This window comes from Streptomyces sp. SID11385 (assembly GCF_010548245.1).
In the GTDB taxonomy this organism is placed as follows: Bacteria; Actinomycetota; Actinomycetes; order Streptomycetales; family Streptomycetaceae; genus Streptomyces.
On sequence record NZ_JAAGLR010000279.1, the window covers coordinates 15,222 to 33,897 of the forward strand.

Sequence of the window (18,676 nt, forward strand, 5' to 3'; positions counted from 1 at the left end):
GATGGCTGCCGCGCCCGACATCGTGTACGTGGTCAAGCCCGGGGACCGCAACGAGGAGCTGCGGTACTCGCTGCGCTCTCTCGCGCACCTGCCGCACGGGCGGGTGTGGATCGCGGGGCACTGCCCGTCCTGGGTGCGTGGTGTCGGGCGCATCCCGGTCCCGCCGAGGGCCACGAAGTACCAGAGCTCGACGGCCAACCTGCGGGCGGCGGCCGAGCACCCCGAAGTCGCTGAGGAGTTCCTGTACTTCAACGACGACTTCTTCATCATGCGCCCGCTCGACCACATGCCGGTGCTGCACCGGGGGCCCGTCGCCCGTGTCGAGGCGTACTACGCCTCGCGCGGGCGAGGCCGGTACCTGCGCGGTCTGCGCGAGACCCGTGTCCTGCTCGCGCAGCTCGGCCACCACCGGCCGCTCTCCTACGAGCTGCACGTCCCGATGCCGATGCGGAAGGCGCAGGTGCTGGAGACGCTGGACACCGGGGCGCACCTGGAGGTCCTGCACAAGCGGACCCTGTACGGGATGATGCACCAGCTCGGCGGCAGGGAGATCAGCGACCCGAAGATCCTCACGAGGGGGCCCGCCTTCCCCCGCAGCGTCCCGTTCCTGAGCACCCTGCCCGACAGCTTCGCGCACGGCCAGGTCGGAGCGCATATCCGGGCCCGCTTCCCCGAGCCGGGCCCGTACGAGACCGGGCGCCTCTGATGCCCCGCCACGAAGTGTGCGAGCCGTGGCCGGTCGAGCTGTGCTGCGATCTGCCCGAAGACCTGGACCAGGCCGTCATCGACCGGTGGCGGATGGTCGCCTCGCAGATCTTGTGGCGCATGTCCGGGCGCCGGTGGGGGCCGTCGTGCCCGGTCACAGTGAGGCCGTGCGCGCAGTCCTGCGTCGAGACGCTGATGCCCACGAGCTACTCCGGGCCGAGCACCGGGGGGTGGGTTCCCTACCTCGGCGCGGACGGCGCCTGGCGCAACGCCCGCGCGTGCGGGTGCCGCTCGTCATGCTCGTGCACGGAGCTATGCGAAGTACGCCTCGACGGGCCCGTACACGACATCGTCGAGGTCCTCGTCGACGGCCAGGCCCTCGTGCCCGAGGCATACCGCGTCGACTCGGCGAACATGCTGGTCCGCGTGGACGGGGAGTGCTGGCCGGTCTGCCAGGACATGGCCGCGCCGCCCACCGAGCCGGGCACCGCCGCGATCACCTACCGGACCGGGCTGCCGCTGGACGAGTCCGCGACGGCCGCAGTGTCCGAGCTGACCTGCGAGCTGATCAAGGCGTGCCCCGAGGCCGCCGGGTCCTGCGGGCCGTGCCGCCTCCCCGGGAACATGACCAGGGCGGTGCGTCAGGGCGTCACGGTGGAAATGGCCGATCCCACCATGATCTTCACCGACGGCAGGACGGGGCTCCCCTTCTGCGACCTGTGGCTCAGCACGGTGAACCCCTACCGGCTCGCCTCACCCGCGCGCGTCTACTCCCCCGACTTCCGGCGCCCGAGGCAGACGACATGGCCCTGACTCCGCACTCCGTGCACGACATGGCGGAGACCGTCCTCGCCTGCGTGTGCAGCTCCTTGGACGCGACCGCCGTCGAGGTCGACGGGCAGCCCGGCTGTCCGTGTCGCGCCTGCGTGGTGCCGGGCACCCCGGCCTGGGACGGCTGCGACGACCCGTGCGGCGGCTCCGGGGCCGGCGGCCAGCTCACTGTGCACGTCGCGCGTCTCTTCCCCGCGTCCTCGTTCCCGGAACAGGACCGGTCTGTCCTGGGCACGCGAGGGTGTACTCCGCCGCCGACGCTCGCCGCCGAGCTGGTCGTCACCCTGCTGCGTTGCGCGCCGGTGATCGACGAGCGCGGTTGCCCGCCCACCTGCGAGGAGCAGGCCGCCGCCGCGCGGATCACGCATACCGACGCGGCCACGATCTACACCGCGCTGCTGTGCTGTCTGCCGCAGACGGGCGGGCGGCGGGGGCGACGGTTCCTCATGGGCGAGTCGCGGATCGTCGGTCCGCAGGGCGGCTGTGTCGGTGTCGAGCAGCGCGTCACCGTCGCCCTGTCGGGATGCGCTCCCTGCCCCGAGGGGGTGTCGTGAAGGTCGAGGTGTCGATCGGGCCGCGCTTCGCGGAGAGGCTGCTCGGCGGCGTCGGCGAGCGGATGCTGCGGCGTCGCGCCGAACGGGTCGCCGACCTGGCGCGCGCGTACGCGCCGGGCAGCATGGGACGGGGCATCACGATGCGGGTCGAGGGGCGCGGCCGGGGCATGGAAGCGATCATCACGAGCACCCACCCGGCCAGTCGGTATGTGCTCCACGGTACGGCGCCGCACATCATCCGCCCTCGGAAGGCCCGCGCACTGCACTTCCAGGCCGGAGGACGCACCGTCTACGCAGCGGTTGTCCACCACCCGGGGACGCGAGCCAACAACTTCCTCGGGAGGGCCCTCCGCGAGGGTTTGTGAAGGGCGGTCAGCGGGGCCTCGCGTCAGCTCTGGCGCTTGCTCGGCGGGCAGCGACAGACCACTCTCGGTAAAGGATCGGCAATGAGTCGGGACCGGGGGGAGGTCCGACGCGTAAGCTTTCGGAGGACCTTCCGGGAATGAAACCCCATCTGACCTGCGAAAACTCCCCCAGGGTGCATTTGCGGTCGCCTCCTGCGGCATGCGACTTTCCTCCTGCGGACCGCGCGATGGGCGCGGCAGATGCGGAGGAGCTTTCCATGACCCTCACCGAGAGCGCGGCCCTGGGCATCGCCACGGGCGTGAGTGCAAACCTGCTGTGGGCGGCGGGTACGCACGGCAAGGCGAAGGCGCAGCAGGCTCTGCTCTGGCTGACTCGTCGCGAGAGGAACCGCGCCACGGTGAGCGAAAACCTGGCCGCCTTCACCCCGGACGCGGACGAGTTGATCAACACCTACGACGCCACGCTAGGCACCGGCTGGGGGAGCCACGATTTCCGAGACGAGGTCACAGTCAAGACCGCAGCATGGCGCGAACGGTTGGCTGCCCACCTGCTGGCCTACCCCGACGCGTTGAAGGACTTCGAGCGCTTCGAGGCAGACGGCATGGACGCGGACATGCGCTTCGTCGAGGTCAGTGTGGGCGGTGACATGGCGCTCGCCACGGCCACCGGGTCCGGCTCGTTCGGCAACATCGTCGGCGACGGTACGGTCATCCACCAGTACCTGCGAGGCTGATCCTGCGAGCGCGAACCTGATCGACTGACCAGCCGTCCTGGCCCCCGTCAGCGATAGTCTGGCGAGGCCGACTGGTTTCGGGCCGGGCACCGTTCCCAAGAAGGGTGTGCCCTGTCGTGGCGACCAAAACCTTCGCGCTCCGCACCGAGCCCCACGTCGCCGAGATCGGCGACGAGGAACTGGCCTTCCACCCCGAGATCGACGGGGACGACTACCTTGACGCCTACCAGGAGATCCTGGATGCGCGCCGCGCGGCCGGCGATGACGACATGGACGCGGCGCAGGCCCGCGACGTCACCGTCGCGACGCGCGCGTTCCTCGCGAAGCTGATGCTGCCGGAGTCGGCTGAGCGGTTCGCCAGCATGAGGCTGCCGATGCGGATCATGCTCGAACTCATGGAGTGGGTCGGTGACCTGTACGGGGGCGGGCGCCCTCCTACGTCATCGACCGACTCGTCGCGAGCATCGCGGAGGGCTGGGACGAGTGGGACGGCGCCCTCGCGCTCCAAGGGATCGACCCCCGCTCGTGGACGCTCGCGCGCCTCCTGAGCGCTGCGGAGGCGTCGATGTACGCGGCGGCCGAGGACGACGCGGAGCGCGCCCGTATCCGTACCGCGCTGTACGCGCCGCCCCGTGGGGAGCGCGGCCCGAGGCGCCGCCGAGCCGCCGCCGCGCCTGCCGGGGCCGGTGCCTCGACTTCGGTGTTGCTGGCGCAGCTCGCCGCCGAGGATGAGCAGGTCGCGGGGATGCGACAGGGCTCCCGCTAGTCTGAAATCTCCCGGGCCTACGAGTTCGGGACCCGGCCCATCGAGGCCGGGGCGCCGTCTGGTTCCGGGCCGGGCACCACCTCTCTTGTGAGGCCGGTGCCCGGTGGCCGACGACTCTGCGCGTATCCGGATCGAGCTGGACGACTCCGGTGTGCCCGAGGAGGCGCGCGCGCTCGGCGTCCGGATCAGGACGGCGCTGCGCCGAGGGCTGCGCGGCTTCGAACGGGACCTGCGCGCGGCGCTGTCCGACATCAGGGTCCAGGTCCGGGTCGAGCCGGACCTGCGGGGCTTCAACCGGGCCCTGCTACGCGGACTGCGGGAGCGCTTCGACGCGATCCGGGTCCCCGTCGAGCCCGACCTGCGCGGCTTCGAGACGGCGCTGCTCCGGGGGCTTCGGGGGCTGGAGGTCTCAGTCCGGGTCACCCCGGACTTCACCGGCTTCGACGCACGCGTCCGCGCGCACCGCCCGCCCCCGCTGGATGTTCGCGTCCAACCGGATCTCGACCGGTCGGTCCTGGCACGGGTGTCGTCCGTTCTCGGCCAGGGGCTCGGGCGGGCGATGGGCGCCGTCACGGGGGTGGCGGGCAAGCTCGGAAAGGCCCTCAGCGGGCTGCTCATCTTCGGGGCGGTCGGGATCTCGGCGGCCTCCGCGGCGTCCGGGATCGGGGCCTTCCTCGCCGCTCTCGCGCCCGCCGCGGGGATCGTCGCGGCGCTCCCCGCCGCTGTCGTCGGTCTCCAGGCCGCGTTCCAGACGCTTCGTCTCGCGACGTTCGGCGTCGGCGAAGCGCTGTCGGCCGCGTTCGGGGACGACTCCGGGAAGTACGCGGAGGCGCTGGAGAAGCTGGCGCCGGCCGCGCGGTCGGCCGTCGAGTCGGTCCGCGCGCTGCGGCCGGAGCTGTCAGCTGTCCAGCAGGCCGTCCAGCAGAGCTTCTTCAAGCAGTTCGCGGGCGACATCTCCGGAGCGGTCAAGAACCTCCTCCCGCTTCGGACTCAACTCTCCGGCCTGGCAGGTGAGTTCGGCCGCGCGGCGAGTGAGGGGCTGCGGTTCGCGGGATCGCAGCAGGCCCTCGCGCCGCTGCGGGCGATCCTGGAGGGCACCCGCTCCGCCGCCTCCGGGCTGTCCACGGCCATCGCCCCGCTCGCGAAGGGCTTCCTGGACATTGCGGCGGCGGTGCTCCAGGCGTTTGGCCCGTCGGCCGGGGCGAGCATCGCGCAGACCGGTGCTGACTTCGGCACCTGGCTGTCGGTGCTCGCCGCGTCGGGGCGGGCGGTCGACGGGGTGCGCGATGCCCTCGGGGTCTTCCGGCAGCTCGGCGAGATCGCCTCGAATGTCGGGGGCATCATCGGGGGCGCCTTCCGGTCTGCTGAGGGTGCAGGGGCGGGCCTCCTCACCCGACTCGCTGATCTGACCGCCAGCGCGCGAGACTTCGTCACCAGCGCGGCCGGGCAGGAGACGCTCGGCAACATCTTCAGCACGGTCGCCACGATCGGCGCGCAGCTCGGCCCGATCATCGGTGCGCTGGTCACGCAGCTAGGGGAGATCGCTCCTGCGCTCGCGCCGGTCTTCACCGCCCTGGGGCCTGCGCTGGTCGGGCTGATCGATGCGCTGGGGCCCGCGCTCACCGCGATCGCGCCCGCCCTGGTGGGCGTCGCGGAAGGGCTCGCGGGTGCCTTCGACGGGCTCGGCCCGGGGCTCAGTGTCGCAGGCGAGGCGGTGGCCGCGCTGCTGACGGCGCTCGGGCCTCTGCTTCCGGTCGTCGGGGATTTCGTGGCCGCCCTGGCGGATGGGCTGATGCCGGTCGCGCAGCAGCTCGCCGACGGGCTGGGCGCGCTGGGGCCGGCGCTGGTTCCCCTGGGGAGCGCGATCGCTGACGCGCTGACCGCGCTGGCTCCCCTCCTGCCCCTCGCAGGCGATCTGGTCGGCGTGCTGGGCGAAGCCCTCGCCCCCGTCCTGGACAGCCTCGCCCAGCTCTTCGAGCCGATCATCGAGGCGCTGTCCGGCGCGCTGCTGCCCGTCCTGCCGCAGATCGCGGATGCGTTCGCGACGCTGTGGCAGGCGGTCGCTCCCCTCCTCGTAGGCGGGGGCGCGCTCGGGGGCGTGTTCGACGGGCTTGCTCCCGTCCTCGCGACGGTGGCGGAGACGCTCGGGCAGCTCGCGGGCGCCCTTGCTCCCGTCGTCGCGTCGATCTCCGGCGCGCTCGTACCAGTAGTTCCGCAGCTCGTCGAGGCGTTCGCGGCGATGCAGCAGGGCATCGTGCCGCTGCTCCCCGCAGTGGCCGAACTGGTCGTCGCGCTGTCGCCGATCGCGGTCTTGCTCGTGACGATCGCCGGCTTCGTGCTCCAGGTCGCGGCGGCCTTCGCGTCGTGGCTGGCGATCAGCGCGGTCGTGCCGATCATCAGCGGGATCGTCACCGTTGTATCCGGCCTGATCAGCGGGCTCTCGGCAGTCATTGCCTTCATCGTGGGGCTGCCCGCCATGATCATTTCCGGGCTGAGTGCGTTCGGCTCGATGATCGCGGAGTTCTTCGTGGGCGCCTGGCAGGCTGGCGTCGCCGCGATCCAGGCCGGGGCGAGTGGGCTAGTCACCTTCTTCACCGCTCTGCCGGGCCAGATCCTCGCCGGGCTCGCCGCGCTCCCGGGCCTGCTGGTGGACCTGTTCGTGAACGCGGTGGCGGGACTGGGCATCGTCGTGCTCACCGCCCTGGCCGGGATCGTCGGGCTCTTCTTCCAGTTGCCCGGCATGATCACAAACGCCCTGGTGAGCCTCGGGGCCCTCCTCGTCTCCGCCTTCGTCTCGGGGTTCAACACGACCACGGCAGCGATCAGTTCGTTCACCTCGGCCGCCGTCTCCTTCTTCGCCACCCTGCCCGGACGGATCGCTGGCGCCTTGGCCAGCCTGGGAAGTACCGTGCTCGGAGCCTTCCGGTCGGCTGGCACCTCCGCGCTCTCCACGGCGCGCTCGTTCGGGTCGAGCGCCGTTTCGTTCTTCGCGTCGCTGCCTGGCCGGATCGGCAGCGCGCTCGCCTCGTTGCCCGGTCGCATCGCGGGCGTGTTCCGCTCTGCCGCCGGTTCTGCGCGGTCCGCGGTGAGCAGCCTGATCAGCGGTGTCGTCTCGATGTTCTCGGGGCTGGGTGGGCGGATCGTGGCGAGCATCGGGGACATCGGCGGCCGGATCATCGGCAAGATCAAGAACGGCTTGCCGGGCCCGGTGCGGAAGCTGCTGCCCTTCGCGAACGGGGGCATCGTGGACGGCCCAACACCGGCGCTCGTGGGTGAGGCAGGGCGTGAGGTCATCATCCCCTTGACGCGCCCGCAGCGCGCGCGGCAGCTCGTCGAGCAGTCCGGGCTGCTCCAGGTGATCGGCGCCCCGGCGCCCCCCGCCGCCGCGCCGTCCGGGCCTCGGGCTGTGCACCACCACACCTGGAACCTCCACGAGGTCGGGTCCGCCGAGACGACAGCTCACCGGGTGATCAATCGTCTCGCTCTGACGGCGGGCGTGTGACGTCATCCGTCGTCGCTGCGGGGAGCGCCTTGAGGACGGCCTGCACGCTCTCGGCCAGAAGGGCGACGTCGCGACGCAGGGCGGCGAAGTCCGGCGCCGGCTTGGGCGCCTTGCTGGAGCGGCCGCGAGCGGGCGTCGCGTTCGGGTTTCCGCTGAGGACCTTGAGCGCGGTGGGGCGCGAGACGACCTCGCTGACGAGTTCGGCGATCGCGTTTTTGGAGAGGTCCTCGTCGAAGGTGTAGGCGTCGATCATGGCCTGGTTCAGCTCTTCGCGAGCCACCTCGTAAGCCAGATTCGCCACCTGCATGTTCTCGACCGCCTCTTCGAGTCCGGCGATGCCCTCGGAGACGGGTGCCGAGGTCACGACCTGCACGTAGACGCCCTCATCGCTGCGCACCTCGACCTCGGCGGCCAGCTCCTTCACCCCGTCGGGGGCGGAGTCGTGCCACTCGCGGAGAAGGTGCCGCCCGAGGGCGTGCGCCGTGCCTGCCCAGTCGTCCGTTTTATCTCGCTTCTGGGGCTGGTTCCAGGTGTTGAGGGCGTCAGCGATAGCGGGGACTTGGATTTCGTAGTTGTACGTTGCCACACCCCAGAGCCTACAGGTAACCATTTGCCTAGTCAACGCCTTGACCACCCGACGCGCCTCTTCCTCAAACGCCTGCGCCTACGCTGGGGGAGCCGTCTGGTTGCGGGCCGGGCCGTTCACCTCAGAAGGGCCGGCCGTGCTGGAGTGGTACCTGACCCTGGGCGGGACCGAAATCGCCAACCACGCGCGGCTCTCCCGCTACTTGGAGACAGTGGGAAGTCCGCTCACCGAGGCATCTCCGTGCGGCTGCGAGACCTTCGACGCGGCCCTGGTGGGCGATGAGCCGTACACCACGCCCGAGGAGGACGCGGCGCCGTGGTGGGACCCGGACGTCCCGGAGTCCGCCGACTTCGCCGGGCTCCTGGTCCTGGACGTGAAGGGCATCGACGACTCCCCCGTCAGCCGCTCCGTGTCGGCAGCGGTGACCGGGGGCGCCGCGCTCGGCCCGGCCAACGTCGGGGCCCGCACCCTCACGGTCAGCGGCGTCCTCCTGGGCTCCTCGTGCTGCGGGGTGGAGTACGGGCTGCGCTGGCTCGGGCGCGCCCTGGAGGGGTGCACGGGCCCGGGGTGCGGCGGGGACTGCCTCAGCCTGTTCAACTGCTGCCCGAGCGAGGAGGCTGCCGATCCGGAGGAGTTCGCGGCCCGGCACCGGCGGACGCTGCGGCGCGTCGCGCTCGTCTCGGGGCCCACCGTGACGGCGCGGCACGGTGGCGGGGGCTGCTCCGGCTCGGGCGGCTGCTCCGTCGGAGCGGACATGCTCCAGGTCGAGTTCGTCCTCACCGCCGGTACGCCGTGGGCGTGGACCGATCCGGTGCCCGTCCTCGACGTGGCCGTGCCGACCGATGACGGGTCGGAGTGCGTGGTGTGGTGCGTGCATCCGAAGGACGAGCCGCCGGCGCCCGAGCCGGTCTGTCTGGAGCTCACGGACGCGGCGTGCGCGCCGGGGACGGTGAGGGTCGAGGCCGCCGAGGGCGACGGCTCTGAGGTTGACTGCTCGGTCGTCTGGCTGGACGACAGCCTGACCGAGCGCCCCTGCGCGACGTGTCGGCTCGCGGAGTGCCCGGACGAGCGCGACGTCTGCGGCGACCCCTCGTGCACCACGCCGACCCCGCCGGTCCCGCCCCCGCCGGAGACCTGCTTCCGGCGCGCGCTCGCGGTGAACTCTCAGGCGTACGAGCTGGACTTGGGCGACTGGCCGCGCTGGTTCGGGGCGGTGCCGCTGATCGAGGTGCACGCGGGGAGCCGGGAGCTGCGCCGGGTCACCGTCTCCTTCTTCGAGCGGAGCGCCACGCATGAGGGCATGACGTGCGCGCAGGTTGCGGAGGAGGAGCGGTGCCGCCCGCACAGTGTCTTCGAGATCGGGTACGTACCGGCGGGGGGCGTGCTCACTCTCGACGGGCAGGTGGGGCGGGCGACCGTGGAGTGCGCGGGGTCGTACGGGACGAGCACCGACGCGTACGGCAGGGACGGGCTGCCGCTGGAGTTCCCGTTGCTGGACTGCGCGAGGTACTGCGTCCTCGTCGAGGCTGACGCGATCTTCACCCCGGCCGAGGACGCCTCGCTGTCGGTCTCGCTCTCCGGCCGGGAGTACTGACCTGGCCGTACGCTGGGCCTAGCCGTCTGGTTGCGGGCCGGGCCCCCTGAGACGGAAGGCCGTTGATGCCTGTCGGCTGTGGGCGGCACACCGCTCAGCTCGTGGATCGGGGTGGCGCGGTCCTCACCGAGGCGACCGTGCTCACCGAAGTGGAATGGACCCGCGTCCTCGACGACGCGTCGTCGGCGAAGGTCACGATCCTCCCCGACGGCGATTGCTGTGCGCGCCTCGCGCAGGTGCGGGCGTGGCGGCACCGGCTGGTGATCTACCGCGATGGGCACCTCGTCTGGGAGGGGCCTGTGCTGACGCCGACGTGGACGCGGTCCGGGGTGACGATCGAGGCGGCAGACGTCCTGACGTGGCTGGACTGGCGCGTGCCGCACGAAGACCGGCTGTGGTCCGGCGCGGACCTCGCGACGATCGCGGACTGGCTGATCCGCGATGGCTTCGCGCCGGACGACCCGGGGCACGAGGTGCAGATCGTGGCGCCGACCCGTATCCGCGGTGACCGGGAGTACCAGCGGGATGTGGGGCAGAGCGGCGAGCACTTGCGTGATCTCGCCCGTACGGGGCTGGACTTCACGGCGGTCGGCCGGCGGATTCTGCTGATGCCGGAGGATCACTGCCAGCGCGTCGGGTCGCTGACGGACGAGGACTTCCCCTCCGGCCTGTCGGTCGCGGAGGACGGGGCGTCAGCGGCTACGCGGTGGATCGTCCACGGGCGCGAAGGCCAGGACGACGAGCCTGACGTCTTCGGCATGGCGGGCGGTCTCGACCCGTACTACGGGCTCCTGGAGCGCGTGGTCGAGGAGACGTCGATCCTCGACGACCGGTCAGCGGAGGCGGCGGCCCGGTCGCGGCTTCGCGGCTCGAACCCGGCGCCGACGTTCATCGACACCTCGCAGCAGACGACTCTGGCGCCGGACGCGGGGGTGGATGTGCCGAGTCTCGTCCCGGGGTGGTGTGTGGATGTGACCACGACGACGACGTGCCGGACGATTCGGCAGTCGCTGAAGATCCAGGGAGTGACCGTGAAGGAAACGGGCCCGGCCGGGGAGTCGGTCAGCGCGCAGTTCGTTCCGGCGGGGGCTTGAGGTGGGCGCGCGCGGGACGGCGGCGCGGCGTGCGGTGGGGAGTCCGCTGGGTGGTGTGCTGCGGGACCTGGACCGGCGGACGCGGCGGATGGAGAACCGGCGGCGCCGGCCGCCTGAGCGCGGCGAGGCGGGGCCGGGTTCGGGGTCGGCCCGCGAGGGGTCGGTACGGCCGGGGCCTCCGGGCCCGCCTGGTCCTCCGGGCGCTCCTGGTCCTCGGGGCCCGCGCGGGCGGGCGGGGGCGGTGGTGCTGGCGGCCGTGGTGAAGACGGGCGCGGACGGTCGGGCGGTGTGGAGGTGGGACGGCCCGCAGCAGGCCATGGTGGTTGGGGCGGTCGTGGAGGCCCCGGCCGGATCGGGGCCGCACTTCGCGGTCGTCGAGGAGGTGTCCGCCGAAGGCGCCGTCGTGGTGGTGTGGCGGCTCGGCTCACGACCGGTCCTGGCCGGGGCGGGGGTTGCCGTCCACATGAGCGGCGTCTCTCCCCTCTAGGCTGGAGGCACGCCGTCTGGTTGCGGGCCGGGCCCTTCCTCTTCTGTGTGCGAGGTGTGCTTTGGCCAGCGTGTGCGCCTGTGGCGACTACTTCACGGTGTCCCGGGACGGGGAGCTGTGTCTGATCCCGGGAATGCAGGGGCTCCGCGCGACCCTCCACTACAAGACGCCCGGAAACAATCAATTCCGGGCGGCGGATTACCCGTGGCTGGCGCGTGTGAGGGTCCGGGTGCAGGCCGGTGGTGGTGGGTCGGCGGGTGCGGACGCGGACGCCTCGCAGACGATCGCGCGCCCCGGTGGCGCTGGCGGTGGGTATTCGGAGGCGCTGATCGCGCTGGCCGACCTCGGCACCACCGAGTCGGTGGTGGTCGGCGCGGGCGGCACGGCGGGGGGCACGAACTCGGCCGGCGGGCCGGGCGGCACGAGCAGCTTCGGCGGCTTCGTGGTCGCGAACGGAGGGGACGGCGGCACCGCGAACATGGACTCCGGCACGGCGATCACCACCAGCTCGGGTGTGGCCGGGCCCCTCGCGGGAACGGGCGAAGTCAACATGGGCGGAGGCGCGTCGGGGACGGCGCTGCGCCTGTCGGGCACCAACGGCTACGCCGGTTTCGGCGGCAGCAGTTTCATGGGGACGGGCGGGCTGGGGCGCTCGACCGCGGGGCCGGGTACGTCCACGCGCGGCTATGGTGCGGGCGCTGGAGGCGCCCTCTCCCTGAACGGCTCGTCGGAAGCTGGCGGCGTCGGCGGGAACGGCATCGTGATCGTGGAGCTGTACGGCTGACCGGACACGGTCCGGACTCCCCCGCGACAGTGTCCGGCGTCCGGGGCGCCGCGCTGTCCGGACAGACGCCCGTATGGGTGCAGTCACGCCGTCCGGCCCTGTCCGGACAGGCGTGTGTGGCAGGGTAGGACAACGCCGTTCTGGTTCCGGGCCGGGCTCTAACCCCTGCATGTGGTGGAGGAGCCGATGGCCCGTGGTGGCTGCGGTGGTGACCGGTGCTCCTGCGTGATCGCGCCGGGCCCCGGCATGAATGTGACCGGCTCGGGGTCGACCACCGCTCCGTACGTGCTCAGCGTCGATCCGTCGACGATCCCGCCGCCGGAACCGCCCCCGCCGATCCAGGTGCAGGTGTGCAGCCTGATCGTCGCGGAGCCGCAGACGATCCCCAACGATGGCGCGTACCACGTCGTGCGCTTCCCTTTCACGTCCGAGTCGTACGACCGGTACGAGATGCACGAGGCCGTGCAGCCCGACGGCTACCAGGTCGTGGACTGGCGCGGCGACGACAGGTCCGGCCTGATCTGGCCGAGCGTCGACGGGTGGGGCGAACTGCACGCCGTCATCCAGTGGGAGAGCGGCGACTACACCGAACTCCGGGACCAGTACTGCCGTGACCCCCTCGGTCTCTCCACGGGCGTGGACACCACGGCGACCGACCACCGGCCGCCGTCTCCCGGGATGCAGTGCTTCGCCAAGGGTCACGGCATGTTCGTGCACCCGCCTACCCCCGTGTCGCTCCGGGTGAGCCACAACGCGTCGACACCCCGTCAGCTCGTCTTCGCTGAGTTCAAGCTCGCGATCTACAAGTAAGAGCAAGGAGCACCTCATGCCCCTTACCGCTGGCGGCCCTTCCGTGGGCCGCACCGTCCACTACGTCTCGCACGGCACACCAGTGCGCGAGGACGGTACCCAGACCTTCCCGTCGGTGTGCCGGACCGCGATCGTCACCGAGGTCGACCCGGAGGACGCCGGCCGCGTCGGCCTTGTCGTGCTCAACCCGAGCGGTCAGTTCTTCCACCCGCTCGCGGCGGGCGGCTCCTCGTACGCGGAGGCCGCCGGGATGGTGGGCGGCTCGTGGCACTGGCCGGAGCGGGTCTGATGTCGGCGCCGCTGAGCGCGGCCCGGATGCTCGCCGCGCTGCGCGCCGAGGGCCTGGACGTCGTCGAGCACCCGGGGTGGCGCACGCACAGCCGTACGGGGCCGGGCCGTCCGTGGGGGCCGGTGCACGGGGTGCTGATCCATCACACGGCCGGCCGCTCCAGCGCGGCGACGGTGTGGGGTGGCCGGTCGGATCTGCCGGGGCCGCTCGCGCACGGGCTCCTGGCGAAGAGCGGCGTCCTCACGGTGACGAGCGCGGGGCGCGCGAACCACGCGGGGCTCGTCGCGAGGAACGCGTACAGCGCGGTTCTCGCCGAGAGCACAAAGCACCCGGCGCCGTCCGCCGCGTCCGGGACCGTGGACGGCAACACCTGCTTCTACGGCCTGGAGATCGAGAACCTCGGCGACGGCGCGGACCCGTACCCCGACGCGCAGTACGACGCGGCTGTCCGGTGGGCCGCGGCTCTGTGCCGCGCGCACGGCTGGAGCGCGCAGTCCGCGGTCGGGCACAAGGAGACCTCCGTCGAAGGCAAGCCGGACCCGTCCTTCGACATGCACGACTTCCGGCGGGCGGTCGCCGAACGACTGGCTCACGGACCGGACTGGAACCCTCTTGAGGAGAGCGACATGCCGAGCACGCTCGGGCTGTACGACGACACGCCCCGCACGCTGCGCCCCGGGGCGTGGACGACGCTTCCCGTCGAGCACACGGATCTGCTGTCCGGCGCGGTGGCGTACGACGCGCTCGCGCTGGTCACCGTGAAGGCGCCGGTGGGCAGCACCGTGCAGGGCAGGTTCTTCCACGTGCGGGAGGACGGGACGCGGTGGCAGAGCGGCATCGTGGAGCGGGCCGGGACGACCGGCGACACCTTCGCCGACTTCGGGCACAAGGGGTCGATCGGGAAGAAGGAGAAGCTGCGCCTGGAGGTCGTCTACTACCCGGCGACGCCGGATGACGATGAACCGGTGACGGTGTCGGCGGCGCGCGTGCGCGGCCTGTACTGGAAGGCGAGCTGATCATGACGCTGTTCAATGCTGGGTTCTGGCGGGCGACCACGGAGCGGACCGTGCGGACGGTCGCGCAGTCGGCGCTCGCGGTGCTGGGCGCGGGCGCGACGGGCGTACTGGACGCGCCGTGGGCGGCCGTGGTGAGCACTGCGGGGATGGCTGGCGTGCTGGCGCTCCTGACGGCGCTCGCAGTGGGCGGGCCGGGGCAGGGGCCTGGTGTCACCGAGCATCTGCGGCCGGCTGTGCCGGGCCCGAAGCTGTCGACGGTGGACGGGGGGAAGGGGACGTGAGCGCGCCGCCGCCGGGGCCGGATGTCGCGGTGGAGTTGGCCCAGCTGCGAGGGGAGCTGTCCACCGGGCTCGCGCGGATCGAGGGCGCGCTCGCCCTGGTGGTGGAGCGATCGCAGCGCACCGAGCGGGACCTCGCCGCGCTGGAGAGCGAGGTCGAGGCGTTGAAGGCGGGGCGGTGGCCGCTCCCGGCGGTGGGTGCGCTGACGGGGCTGGCGGCGCTGGTGGTCGCGGTGTGGGACGTGCTGGCGCGCTGACGGACGCGAAGGAGGGGCCCGCGTGACGGCGGGCCCCTCCTTCTTCATCCGCGAGGTCAGGGGGCGGGCTGTACTTCGACGGTGGCGTCGGGGCAGCGCTTCGCGTGCTGGATGAGAGCGTCGCGCTCGGCCGCGTCAGCGGTCAGGCCCCAGCGCAGCTTCGTCGTGGTCCAGTCCACCAGGTAGGTGCACAGGGCGCTGTCGGCCGGGGGCAGCCACTCGGCGGGGTCGCGCTTGCCCTTGGACCGGTTGGTCTTCGCGGTCACGGCGACGAGGGAGCGTTCGGCGGTGAGGTCGTTCGCGTACGCTTCGCGACGCTCGGGGGTCCAGGAGCGGGCGCCGGAGGACCAGGCTTCTTCGAGCGGGACCATGTGGTCGACGTCGAGGGCGCCGGCGTCGGTGACGGTGGCCCCGTCGTAGTAGGAGAACCAGGACCCGCCGCTCAGCTTGCAGCCGGCGCCCTTCGTGGGTGCCTTGACGGCCTCGGCGAGGAGCAGTTCCTCGCGGGTGTCGCAGCCGTCGTCCGGGTTGAGGCCGCGGTTCCAGTGCTTGAAGGCGTCGCGGTCGTAGGTGCCGGTGTACTCCGGGGCCGTCTCCAGGTCTCGGATCGCGGCGCCGAGCGGTCGCGCTCCGGACGCGCTGCTGGGGCCGGGCGCGGTGCGGGCGGCGACGGGCTTCGGGTCGGTGGTCGTGTCGGTCTCCGTCGCGCTCGTACAGCCGGTGACGGCGAGGAGGAACGCGGCGAGGGCGGGGAACAGGACGGGGCGGGGCACGGTGTCTCCTGGTCTGCGATGTCTGACAGGGCGTCATGTTGCCGTACTGCGGCCGCCGCGCGGGGGGCCTGCGGGGCCGCTGCCCGCGCGGAGGCTCGGGGCGCGCCCGCCCCGGCCCGGCTGGGCTCGAAGGCGGGCACAGCTGCCGGTCAGATGTGTGCGGCGTCGGTCAGCAGCTCGGGGTTGACGATCCGAAGGATGGTCTCGACATCGGCCGGAGCGGCGGCGGCCCACAGGGCGCGGCGAGCGGCGGCGTACTTCGCGGCCAGGCGCTCGCGCTTCTCGGCGGGGAGCAGCTCGGCGCGGTCGCGGCGGGAGTTGTGCGCGGTGTCGGCGATCTTGACGAGGGTCGCGTCGCGGGACGCGGTGATGCGGACGATCTTGTCCTGGTAGTCCTCGCCGGGCTGGTTGGTCACGGCGACGACGGCGGCCACAGTACGAGGCGGGACCCCCGCGACGAGGAGCCGTTCCGGGGTCCAGTCGGTGTCCTCGACGATGTCGTGAAGGAGTCCGGCCATTTCCAGCTCGGGTCCGAAGGGGGCGAGGGCGGCGGCGACGGCGCGGACGTGGCCGAAGTAGGGGGCGCCGATTTTGTCGGTCTGCCCGGAGTGGGCGTGCGCGGCGAGGTCGTATACCTGCGTGAGCGTCATAGGCATTGGTGCGGTGTTCCGTTCCGGTCGTGGTGTCGGCGTTTCAATTGTCGCGGGTTTCGGTGACGTTGAGGTTCGGGCGGTAGGCACGAATGCGATTGATGCGCTCGGCGGCGAAGTCCGGGGAGTTGGTGGTGAACTCGTCGAGGAACGTTCCGTCCTCGTCGGTCACGCGATAGCGGGTGAATGTCACGGTGGGGGCTTTCCTCGGTGCGTGAATGGGGTGGGTTTTCGTGGGCGGTTCGGGGGTTGTCAGGAGTGGCCGAAGAGCCTGCCGATCCAGGCGAGGGCGGCGAGGACGAGGAGGCCGATCACGATGTGCCGGCCGGTGATCACGGGGGGCCCGGTCTCGGGGGGCGGGGGGTGGTGGTCGCGGATGTGTTTCCGCAGGGCCGCGGAGGGGCCTTCGGTGCCGTGGGGGTAGGCGCAGTCGCAGTGCTTGCACCAGTACATCGGGGTCAGGACGGGGGGCCTTTCTGTGCGGGGCCGCCGTGGGCCGGCGGCCCCGTGGGGCGGTAGTCGGGGCGGTAGGGCGCCGGTAGGGCGTGGTAGTTGTTGCAGGTCAGAGCGTTGGTAGGGCTGAGGTAGGGGGCTCTGGGCCGGGTGGGGGCTCGTGGGCGGGGGCGGGGTCTGGCGGGAGGTCGTCGCGGTGCACTCCGACGCGGTTTCGGATGGCCCCGCCGTGGTCGGATGCGGGGGCCTTGACGGAGGGCCGGATCGGGATGCCGTGGGCCTCCAATCCGGCCCGCAGGTCGGCCATCTCCAGGGCCTCTCCACCGTGGTGCTGCTGGAGGTCGAGAAGGAGCTCCCGGAGGTGCACCGCACGGCCGTCCCCGATGGCGCTTTTGACCCATTCCAGGACCGCGAGGGGAGTCTCTTCCCGGGTGATTTCGGGGGCCTCTTCCGAGGTGGTTTCGGGGGCCTCTTCGGAGGCGGAGTCGGGGGTGCTTTGCTCGGCTGCGTGACGCTGCTGCGCGTAGGTGCCGACGACCCACGCGGCGGGGAGGAAAACGATCGTGACGAAACCAGCGGCGCGCAGCACACTCAGGGGGTTGTCCGTCAGGAATCCGGTCAGGGCGGGCAGCGCCGTGCGAACAACGAACGCGACGGCCATTCCCACGACGAGCGTGCCACCGATAACCACATCAAGGGAGATGGACTTGGCGCCGTTTTTCCCGGGCCATTTCCTGGCGGTCTTCCCGGGCTTCTCCGTGTTCTCCGCCGCTTTCCCTGCGGTCCTTCCCGCGAGGGCGGAGGCGGATGTCATGACGCGGCGGGCCAGGGTCCACGCGCACCGGACGATGATCAGGGCGCCGGGCCGGATGACGGCCAGACTGGCTCGGCTGGGCACGTACCGGCGCAGGGATGGGGCGGCCAGGGCGCGGCGGCCCAACCCGGCCCCGGCCCCGGCCGGGGCGGCTTCCTCGGCGAGCCGCGCCCAGGCGGCGCGCCACCGGCTGTCGGCGGTCTCGGCCGGGGCGTCCTGACCGTCGGTGGGCAGGTCGAGGACGACGGCCAGGCGCTCCTCCTGGTCCTCGTTGTCGGGGCGGTCGGGCTGCGGGGCGGCGAGGCTCGGGGACATCAGCCGGACGCCGTACGGGTGAGGTTGCTGAGGACGGTGGTGATGATCGCGAAGATCCCGCCGGCTGCGGTGAAGAGGCTGGGGAGCATCAGGGCGATCATCGCGTTGCGGAATTTTTTCGGCTCGCACCCGTAGAGGACCAGGCAGAACAGGAGGGCCACGGCTCCGGCGCCGAAGGTGGCGGGTGATCCGAAACTTTCGCGGATCGCCTGGGAGAGGCCGCCGCTCACGTCCGCGACGAAGGCAAACGTCTGGCCAGCCTGCGCGTAACACTGACCGGTGATGAACGCGCAGATGATCACGCCCTCGTCGCTGAGCTTGATCTTCCACTTGCGGCGGGCGCCGACGATGAGGAGCACGGTCATGACGACGGCGGCGCCGGTGAAGCCGATGGCTCCGAAGATCTGGGTCACGGGTCTGTCTCGCTTCAGTTCGTGCCGTGGAGGAGGGTGGTGACGGCTGTGCTGGCGGTGGGGATGAAGGCGGCCCAGGCGACGCCCGTCCAGGGCCAGGTGGCGGCGTACTGTCCGAGCCAACCGCGCACGACCCGGTAGGCGAGGAGGCTGGCGAGGGTCAGGGCGCCGCCGATGAAGTAGGCGGGCGGGACCAGCGTCATGACGGTGACCAGGCCAAGGGAGGAGAGGAAGACGGCGCCTCCGCCCCTCGTGTGGGTGGCGAGGCCGACGATCCCGGCGGCGAGCACGCCGCCGGACACGGGGATGGCGTAGTCGGCGGAGACCTCCAGGAGGGAGGTGATCGCTGCGGGGAGGTGCAGGGTCCAGCCCATGCCGTAGGCGGTGGCCGCGTAGACGGTCCGCCGGGCGCGGGCGCGGGCTTTCTGGCTTTTGGGAGGGGTGGTGACGGCCCTTGCTTCGTGGTCGGCCTTGAGGAGGGCCCAGAGCTTTCGTGTGCGGGGGGTGGTCTGCTCGTCGTCCTGGTCGTCGTCGGTGTCGGGCTCGGTGGCTTCGGGGGTGGGGGGCTTGGTGAGGTCGGCGGGGGCGCCGTCGGCGGGGGTGGGG

24 protein-coding genes and 1 pseudogene are annotated in these 18,676 nt (G+C 72.0%); 17 read left to right on the forward strand and 8 right to left on the reverse strand.

The window, feature by feature from the left end:
* Position 1: 1 nt before the first annotated feature.
* The 8 genes from G3I42_RS08325 to G3I42_RS08360 all read left to right on the forward strand — a co-directional run bounded on the left by G3I42_RS08325 (position 2) and on the right by G3I42_RS08360 (position 7,457).
* Positions 2-706 carry a hypothetical protein gene (locus G3I42_RS08325; protein WP_164283851.1) on the forward strand — a complete coding sequence of 235 codons (705 nt, stop codon included), beginning with the start codon at positions 2-4 and terminating at the stop codon, positions 704-706.
* The gene (locus G3I42_RS08330; RefSeq protein ID WP_239096331.1) at positions 706-1,518 is read left to right on the forward strand and encodes a hypothetical protein; all 813 of its coding nucleotides are present in this window, start codon (positions 706-708) and stop codon (positions 1,516-1,518) included. The genes G3I42_RS08325 and G3I42_RS08330 overlap by 1 nt, the downstream gene beginning before the upstream one ends.
* A complete protein-coding gene (locus G3I42_RS08335; protein WP_164283853.1) occupies positions 1,509-2,090 on the forward strand; it encodes a hypothetical protein in 582 nt (193 codons plus the stop codon). The genes G3I42_RS08330 and G3I42_RS08335 overlap by 10 nt, the downstream gene beginning before the upstream one ends.
* Positions 2,087-2,455, forward strand: coding sequence for a hypothetical protein (locus G3I42_RS08340; protein WP_164283855.1), 369 nt, complete (start codon positions 2,087-2,089; stop codon positions 2,453-2,455). Before G3I42_RS08335 ends, G3I42_RS08340 begins: the two co-directional genes overlap by 4 nt.
* 257 nt (positions 2,456-2,712) lie before the next feature.
* Positions 2,713-3,189 (forward strand): hypothetical protein, encoded by a 477-nt coding sequence (locus G3I42_RS08345; protein ID WP_164283857.1) that lies wholly within the window; start codon positions 2,713-2,715, stop codon positions 3,187-3,189.
* A 116-nt stretch (positions 3,190-3,305) separates the two neighbouring features.
* Positions 3,306-3,737, forward strand: a complete 432-nt coding sequence (locus G3I42_RS08350) for a hypothetical protein (RefSeq protein WP_164283859.1) — start codon at positions 3,306-3,308, stop codon at positions 3,735-3,737.
* 17 nt (positions 3,738-3,754) lie between these two features.
* On the forward strand, positions 3,755-3,955 hold the full coding sequence (locus G3I42_RS08355) for a hypothetical protein (RefSeq protein WP_164283861.1): 201 nt from the start codon (positions 3,755-3,757) through the stop codon (positions 3,953-3,955).
* A gap of 103 nt (positions 3,956-4,058) precedes the next feature.
* Positions 4,059-7,457, forward strand: coding sequence for a hypothetical protein (locus G3I42_RS08360; RefSeq protein ID WP_164283863.1), 3,399 nt, complete (start codon positions 4,059-4,061; stop codon positions 7,455-7,457).
* Here the strand turns inward: G3I42_RS08360 and G3I42_RS08365 are convergent.
* Positions 7,426-8,043, reverse strand: coding sequence for a hypothetical protein (locus G3I42_RS08365; protein ID WP_164283865.1), 618 nt, complete (start codon positions 8,041-8,043; stop codon positions 7,426-7,428). The two genes, G3I42_RS08360 and G3I42_RS08365, sit on opposite strands and share 32 nt — an antisense overlap.
* Positions 8,044-8,179: 136 nt before the next feature.
* Between G3I42_RS08365 and G3I42_RS08370 the strand changes: the two genes are divergently transcribed.
* From G3I42_RS08370 to G3I42_RS08410, 9 genes are all read left to right on the forward strand, one after another.
* Entirely contained in the window at positions 8,180-9,637 is a 1,458-nt protein-coding gene (locus tag G3I42_RS08370) for a hypothetical protein (protein ID WP_343244486.1), read from the forward strand.
* 65 nt (positions 9,638-9,702) lie between these two features.
* On the forward strand, positions 9,703-10,731 hold the full coding sequence (locus tag G3I42_RS08375) for a hypothetical protein (protein WP_164283867.1): 1,029 nt from the start codon (positions 9,703-9,705) through the stop codon (positions 10,729-10,731).
* 286 nt (positions 10,732-11,017) lie between these two features.
* Positions 11,018-11,218: a hypothetical protein gene (locus G3I42_RS08380; RefSeq protein WP_164283823.1), complete on the forward strand. Its 201-nt coding sequence runs from the start codon at positions 11,018-11,020 to the stop codon at positions 11,216-11,218.
* A gap of 70 nt (positions 11,219-11,288) precedes the next feature.
* Entirely contained in the window at positions 11,289-12,002 is a 714-nt protein-coding gene (locus tag G3I42_RS08385) for a hypothetical protein (RefSeq protein ID WP_343244490.1), read from the forward strand.
* Between the two features lie 336 nt (positions 12,003-12,338).
* On the forward strand, positions 12,339-12,812 hold the full coding sequence (locus G3I42_RS08390; protein ID WP_343244491.1) for a hypothetical protein: 474 nt from the start codon (positions 12,339-12,341) through the stop codon (positions 12,810-12,812).
* Positions 12,813-12,828: 16 nt separating this feature from the next.
* Positions 12,829-13,101 (forward strand): hypothetical protein, encoded by a 273-nt coding sequence (locus G3I42_RS08395; RefSeq protein WP_164283871.1) that lies wholly within the window; start codon positions 12,829-12,831, stop codon positions 13,099-13,101.
* Complete coding sequence (locus tag G3I42_RS08400; protein ID WP_343244487.1) at positions 13,077-14,117, forward strand: N-acetylmuramoyl-L-alanine amidase; 1,041 nt, start codon at positions 13,077-13,079, stop codon at positions 14,115-14,117. Before G3I42_RS08395 ends, G3I42_RS08400 begins: the two co-directional genes overlap by 25 nt.
* A gap of 2 nt (positions 14,118-14,119) precedes the next feature.
* A complete protein-coding gene (locus G3I42_RS08405; protein WP_164283873.1) occupies positions 14,120-14,398 on the forward strand; it encodes a holin in 279 nt (92 codons plus the stop codon).
* Between the two features lie 29 nt (positions 14,399-14,427).
* The gene (locus G3I42_RS08410; RefSeq protein WP_343244488.1) at positions 14,428-14,652 is read left to right on the forward strand and encodes a hypothetical protein; all 225 of its coding nucleotides are present in this window, start codon (positions 14,428-14,430) and stop codon (positions 14,650-14,652) included.
* Positions 14,653-14,708: 56 nt separating this feature from the next.
* Here G3I42_RS08410 and G3I42_RS08415 read toward each other — a convergent pair whose 3' ends face one another.
* The 7 genes and pseudogenes from G3I42_RS08415 to G3I42_RS38195 form a co-directional block, all read right to left on the reverse strand.
* Positions 14,709-15,425, reverse strand: coding sequence for an HNH endonuclease family protein (locus G3I42_RS08415; RefSeq protein ID WP_343244489.1), 717 nt, complete (start codon positions 15,423-15,425; stop codon positions 14,709-14,711).
* Between the two features lie 149 nt (positions 15,426-15,574).
* Positions 15,575-16,081, reverse strand: coding sequence for a phosphohydrolase (locus G3I42_RS08420; protein ID WP_164283877.1), 507 nt, complete (start codon positions 16,079-16,081; stop codon positions 15,575-15,577).
* 37 nt (positions 16,082-16,118) lie between these two features.
* A complete protein-coding gene (locus G3I42_RS08425; RefSeq protein WP_164283879.1) occupies positions 16,119-16,268 on the reverse strand; it encodes a hypothetical protein in 150 nt (49 codons plus the stop codon).
* A 59-nt stretch (positions 16,269-16,327) separates the two neighbouring features.
* Complete coding sequence (locus G3I42_RS08430) at positions 16,328-16,528, reverse strand: hypothetical protein (protein ID WP_164283881.1); 201 nt, start codon at positions 16,526-16,528, stop codon at positions 16,328-16,330.
* A 109-nt stretch (positions 16,529-16,637) separates the two neighbouring features.
* On the reverse strand, positions 16,638-17,657 hold the full coding sequence (locus G3I42_RS08435) for a hypothetical protein (protein WP_164283883.1): 1,020 nt from the start codon (positions 17,655-17,657) through the stop codon (positions 16,638-16,640).
* Positions 17,657-18,070 carry a hypothetical protein gene (locus G3I42_RS08440; RefSeq protein ID WP_164283885.1) on the reverse strand — a complete coding sequence of 138 codons (414 nt, stop codon included), beginning with the start codon at positions 18,068-18,070 and terminating at the stop codon, positions 17,657-17,659. The genes G3I42_RS08435 and G3I42_RS08440 overlap by 1 nt, the downstream gene beginning before the upstream one ends.
* Positions 18,071-18,084: 14 nt before the next feature.
* Positions 18,085-18,676: pseudogene (locus G3I42_RS38195) on the reverse strand (hypothetical protein); the annotation flags it as partial.

Bases quoted from the DNA above. Each gene is read 5' to 3' on its own strand.
- G3I42_RS08325 (WP_164283851.1), top strand. From the start codon at position 2: ATGGCTGCCGCGCCCGACATCGTGTACGTGGTCAAGCCCGGGGACCGC.
- G3I42_RS08330 (WP_239096331.1), top strand. From the start codon at position 706: ATGCCCCGCCACGAAGTGTGCGAGCCGTGGCCGGTCGAGCTGTGCTGC.
- G3I42_RS08335 (WP_164283853.1), top strand. From the start codon at position 1,509: ATGGCCCTGACTCCGCACTCCGTGCACGACATGGCGGAGACCGTCCTC.
- G3I42_RS08345 (WP_164283857.1), top strand. From the start codon at position 2,713: ATGACCCTCACCGAGAGCGCGGCCCTGGGCATCGCCACGGGCGTGAGT.
- G3I42_RS08355 (WP_164283861.1), top strand. From the start codon at position 3,755: ATGTACGCGGCGGCCGAGGACGACGCGGAGCGCGCCCGTATCCGTACC.
- G3I42_RS08375 (WP_164283867.1), top strand. From the start codon at position 9,703: ATGCCTGTCGGCTGTGGGCGGCACACCGCTCAGCTCGTGGATCGGGGT.
- G3I42_RS08395 (WP_164283871.1), top strand. From the start codon at position 12,829: ATGCCCCTTACCGCTGGCGGCCCTTCCGTGGGCCGCACCGTCCACTAC.
- G3I42_RS08405 (WP_164283873.1), top strand. From the start codon at position 14,120: ATGACGCTGTTCAATGCTGGGTTCTGGCGGGCGACCACGGAGCGGACC.
- G3I42_RS08420 (WP_164283877.1), bottom strand. From the start codon at position 16,081: ATGCCTATGACGCTCACGCAGGTATACGACCTCGCCGCGCACGCCCAC.
- G3I42_RS08430 (WP_164283881.1), bottom strand. From the start codon at position 16,528: ATGTACTGGTGCAAGCACTGCGACTGCGCCTACCCCCACGGCACCGAA.
- G3I42_RS08435 (WP_164283883.1), bottom strand. From the start codon at position 17,657: ATGTCCCCGAGCCTCGCCGCCCCGCAGCCCGACCGCCCCGACAACGAG.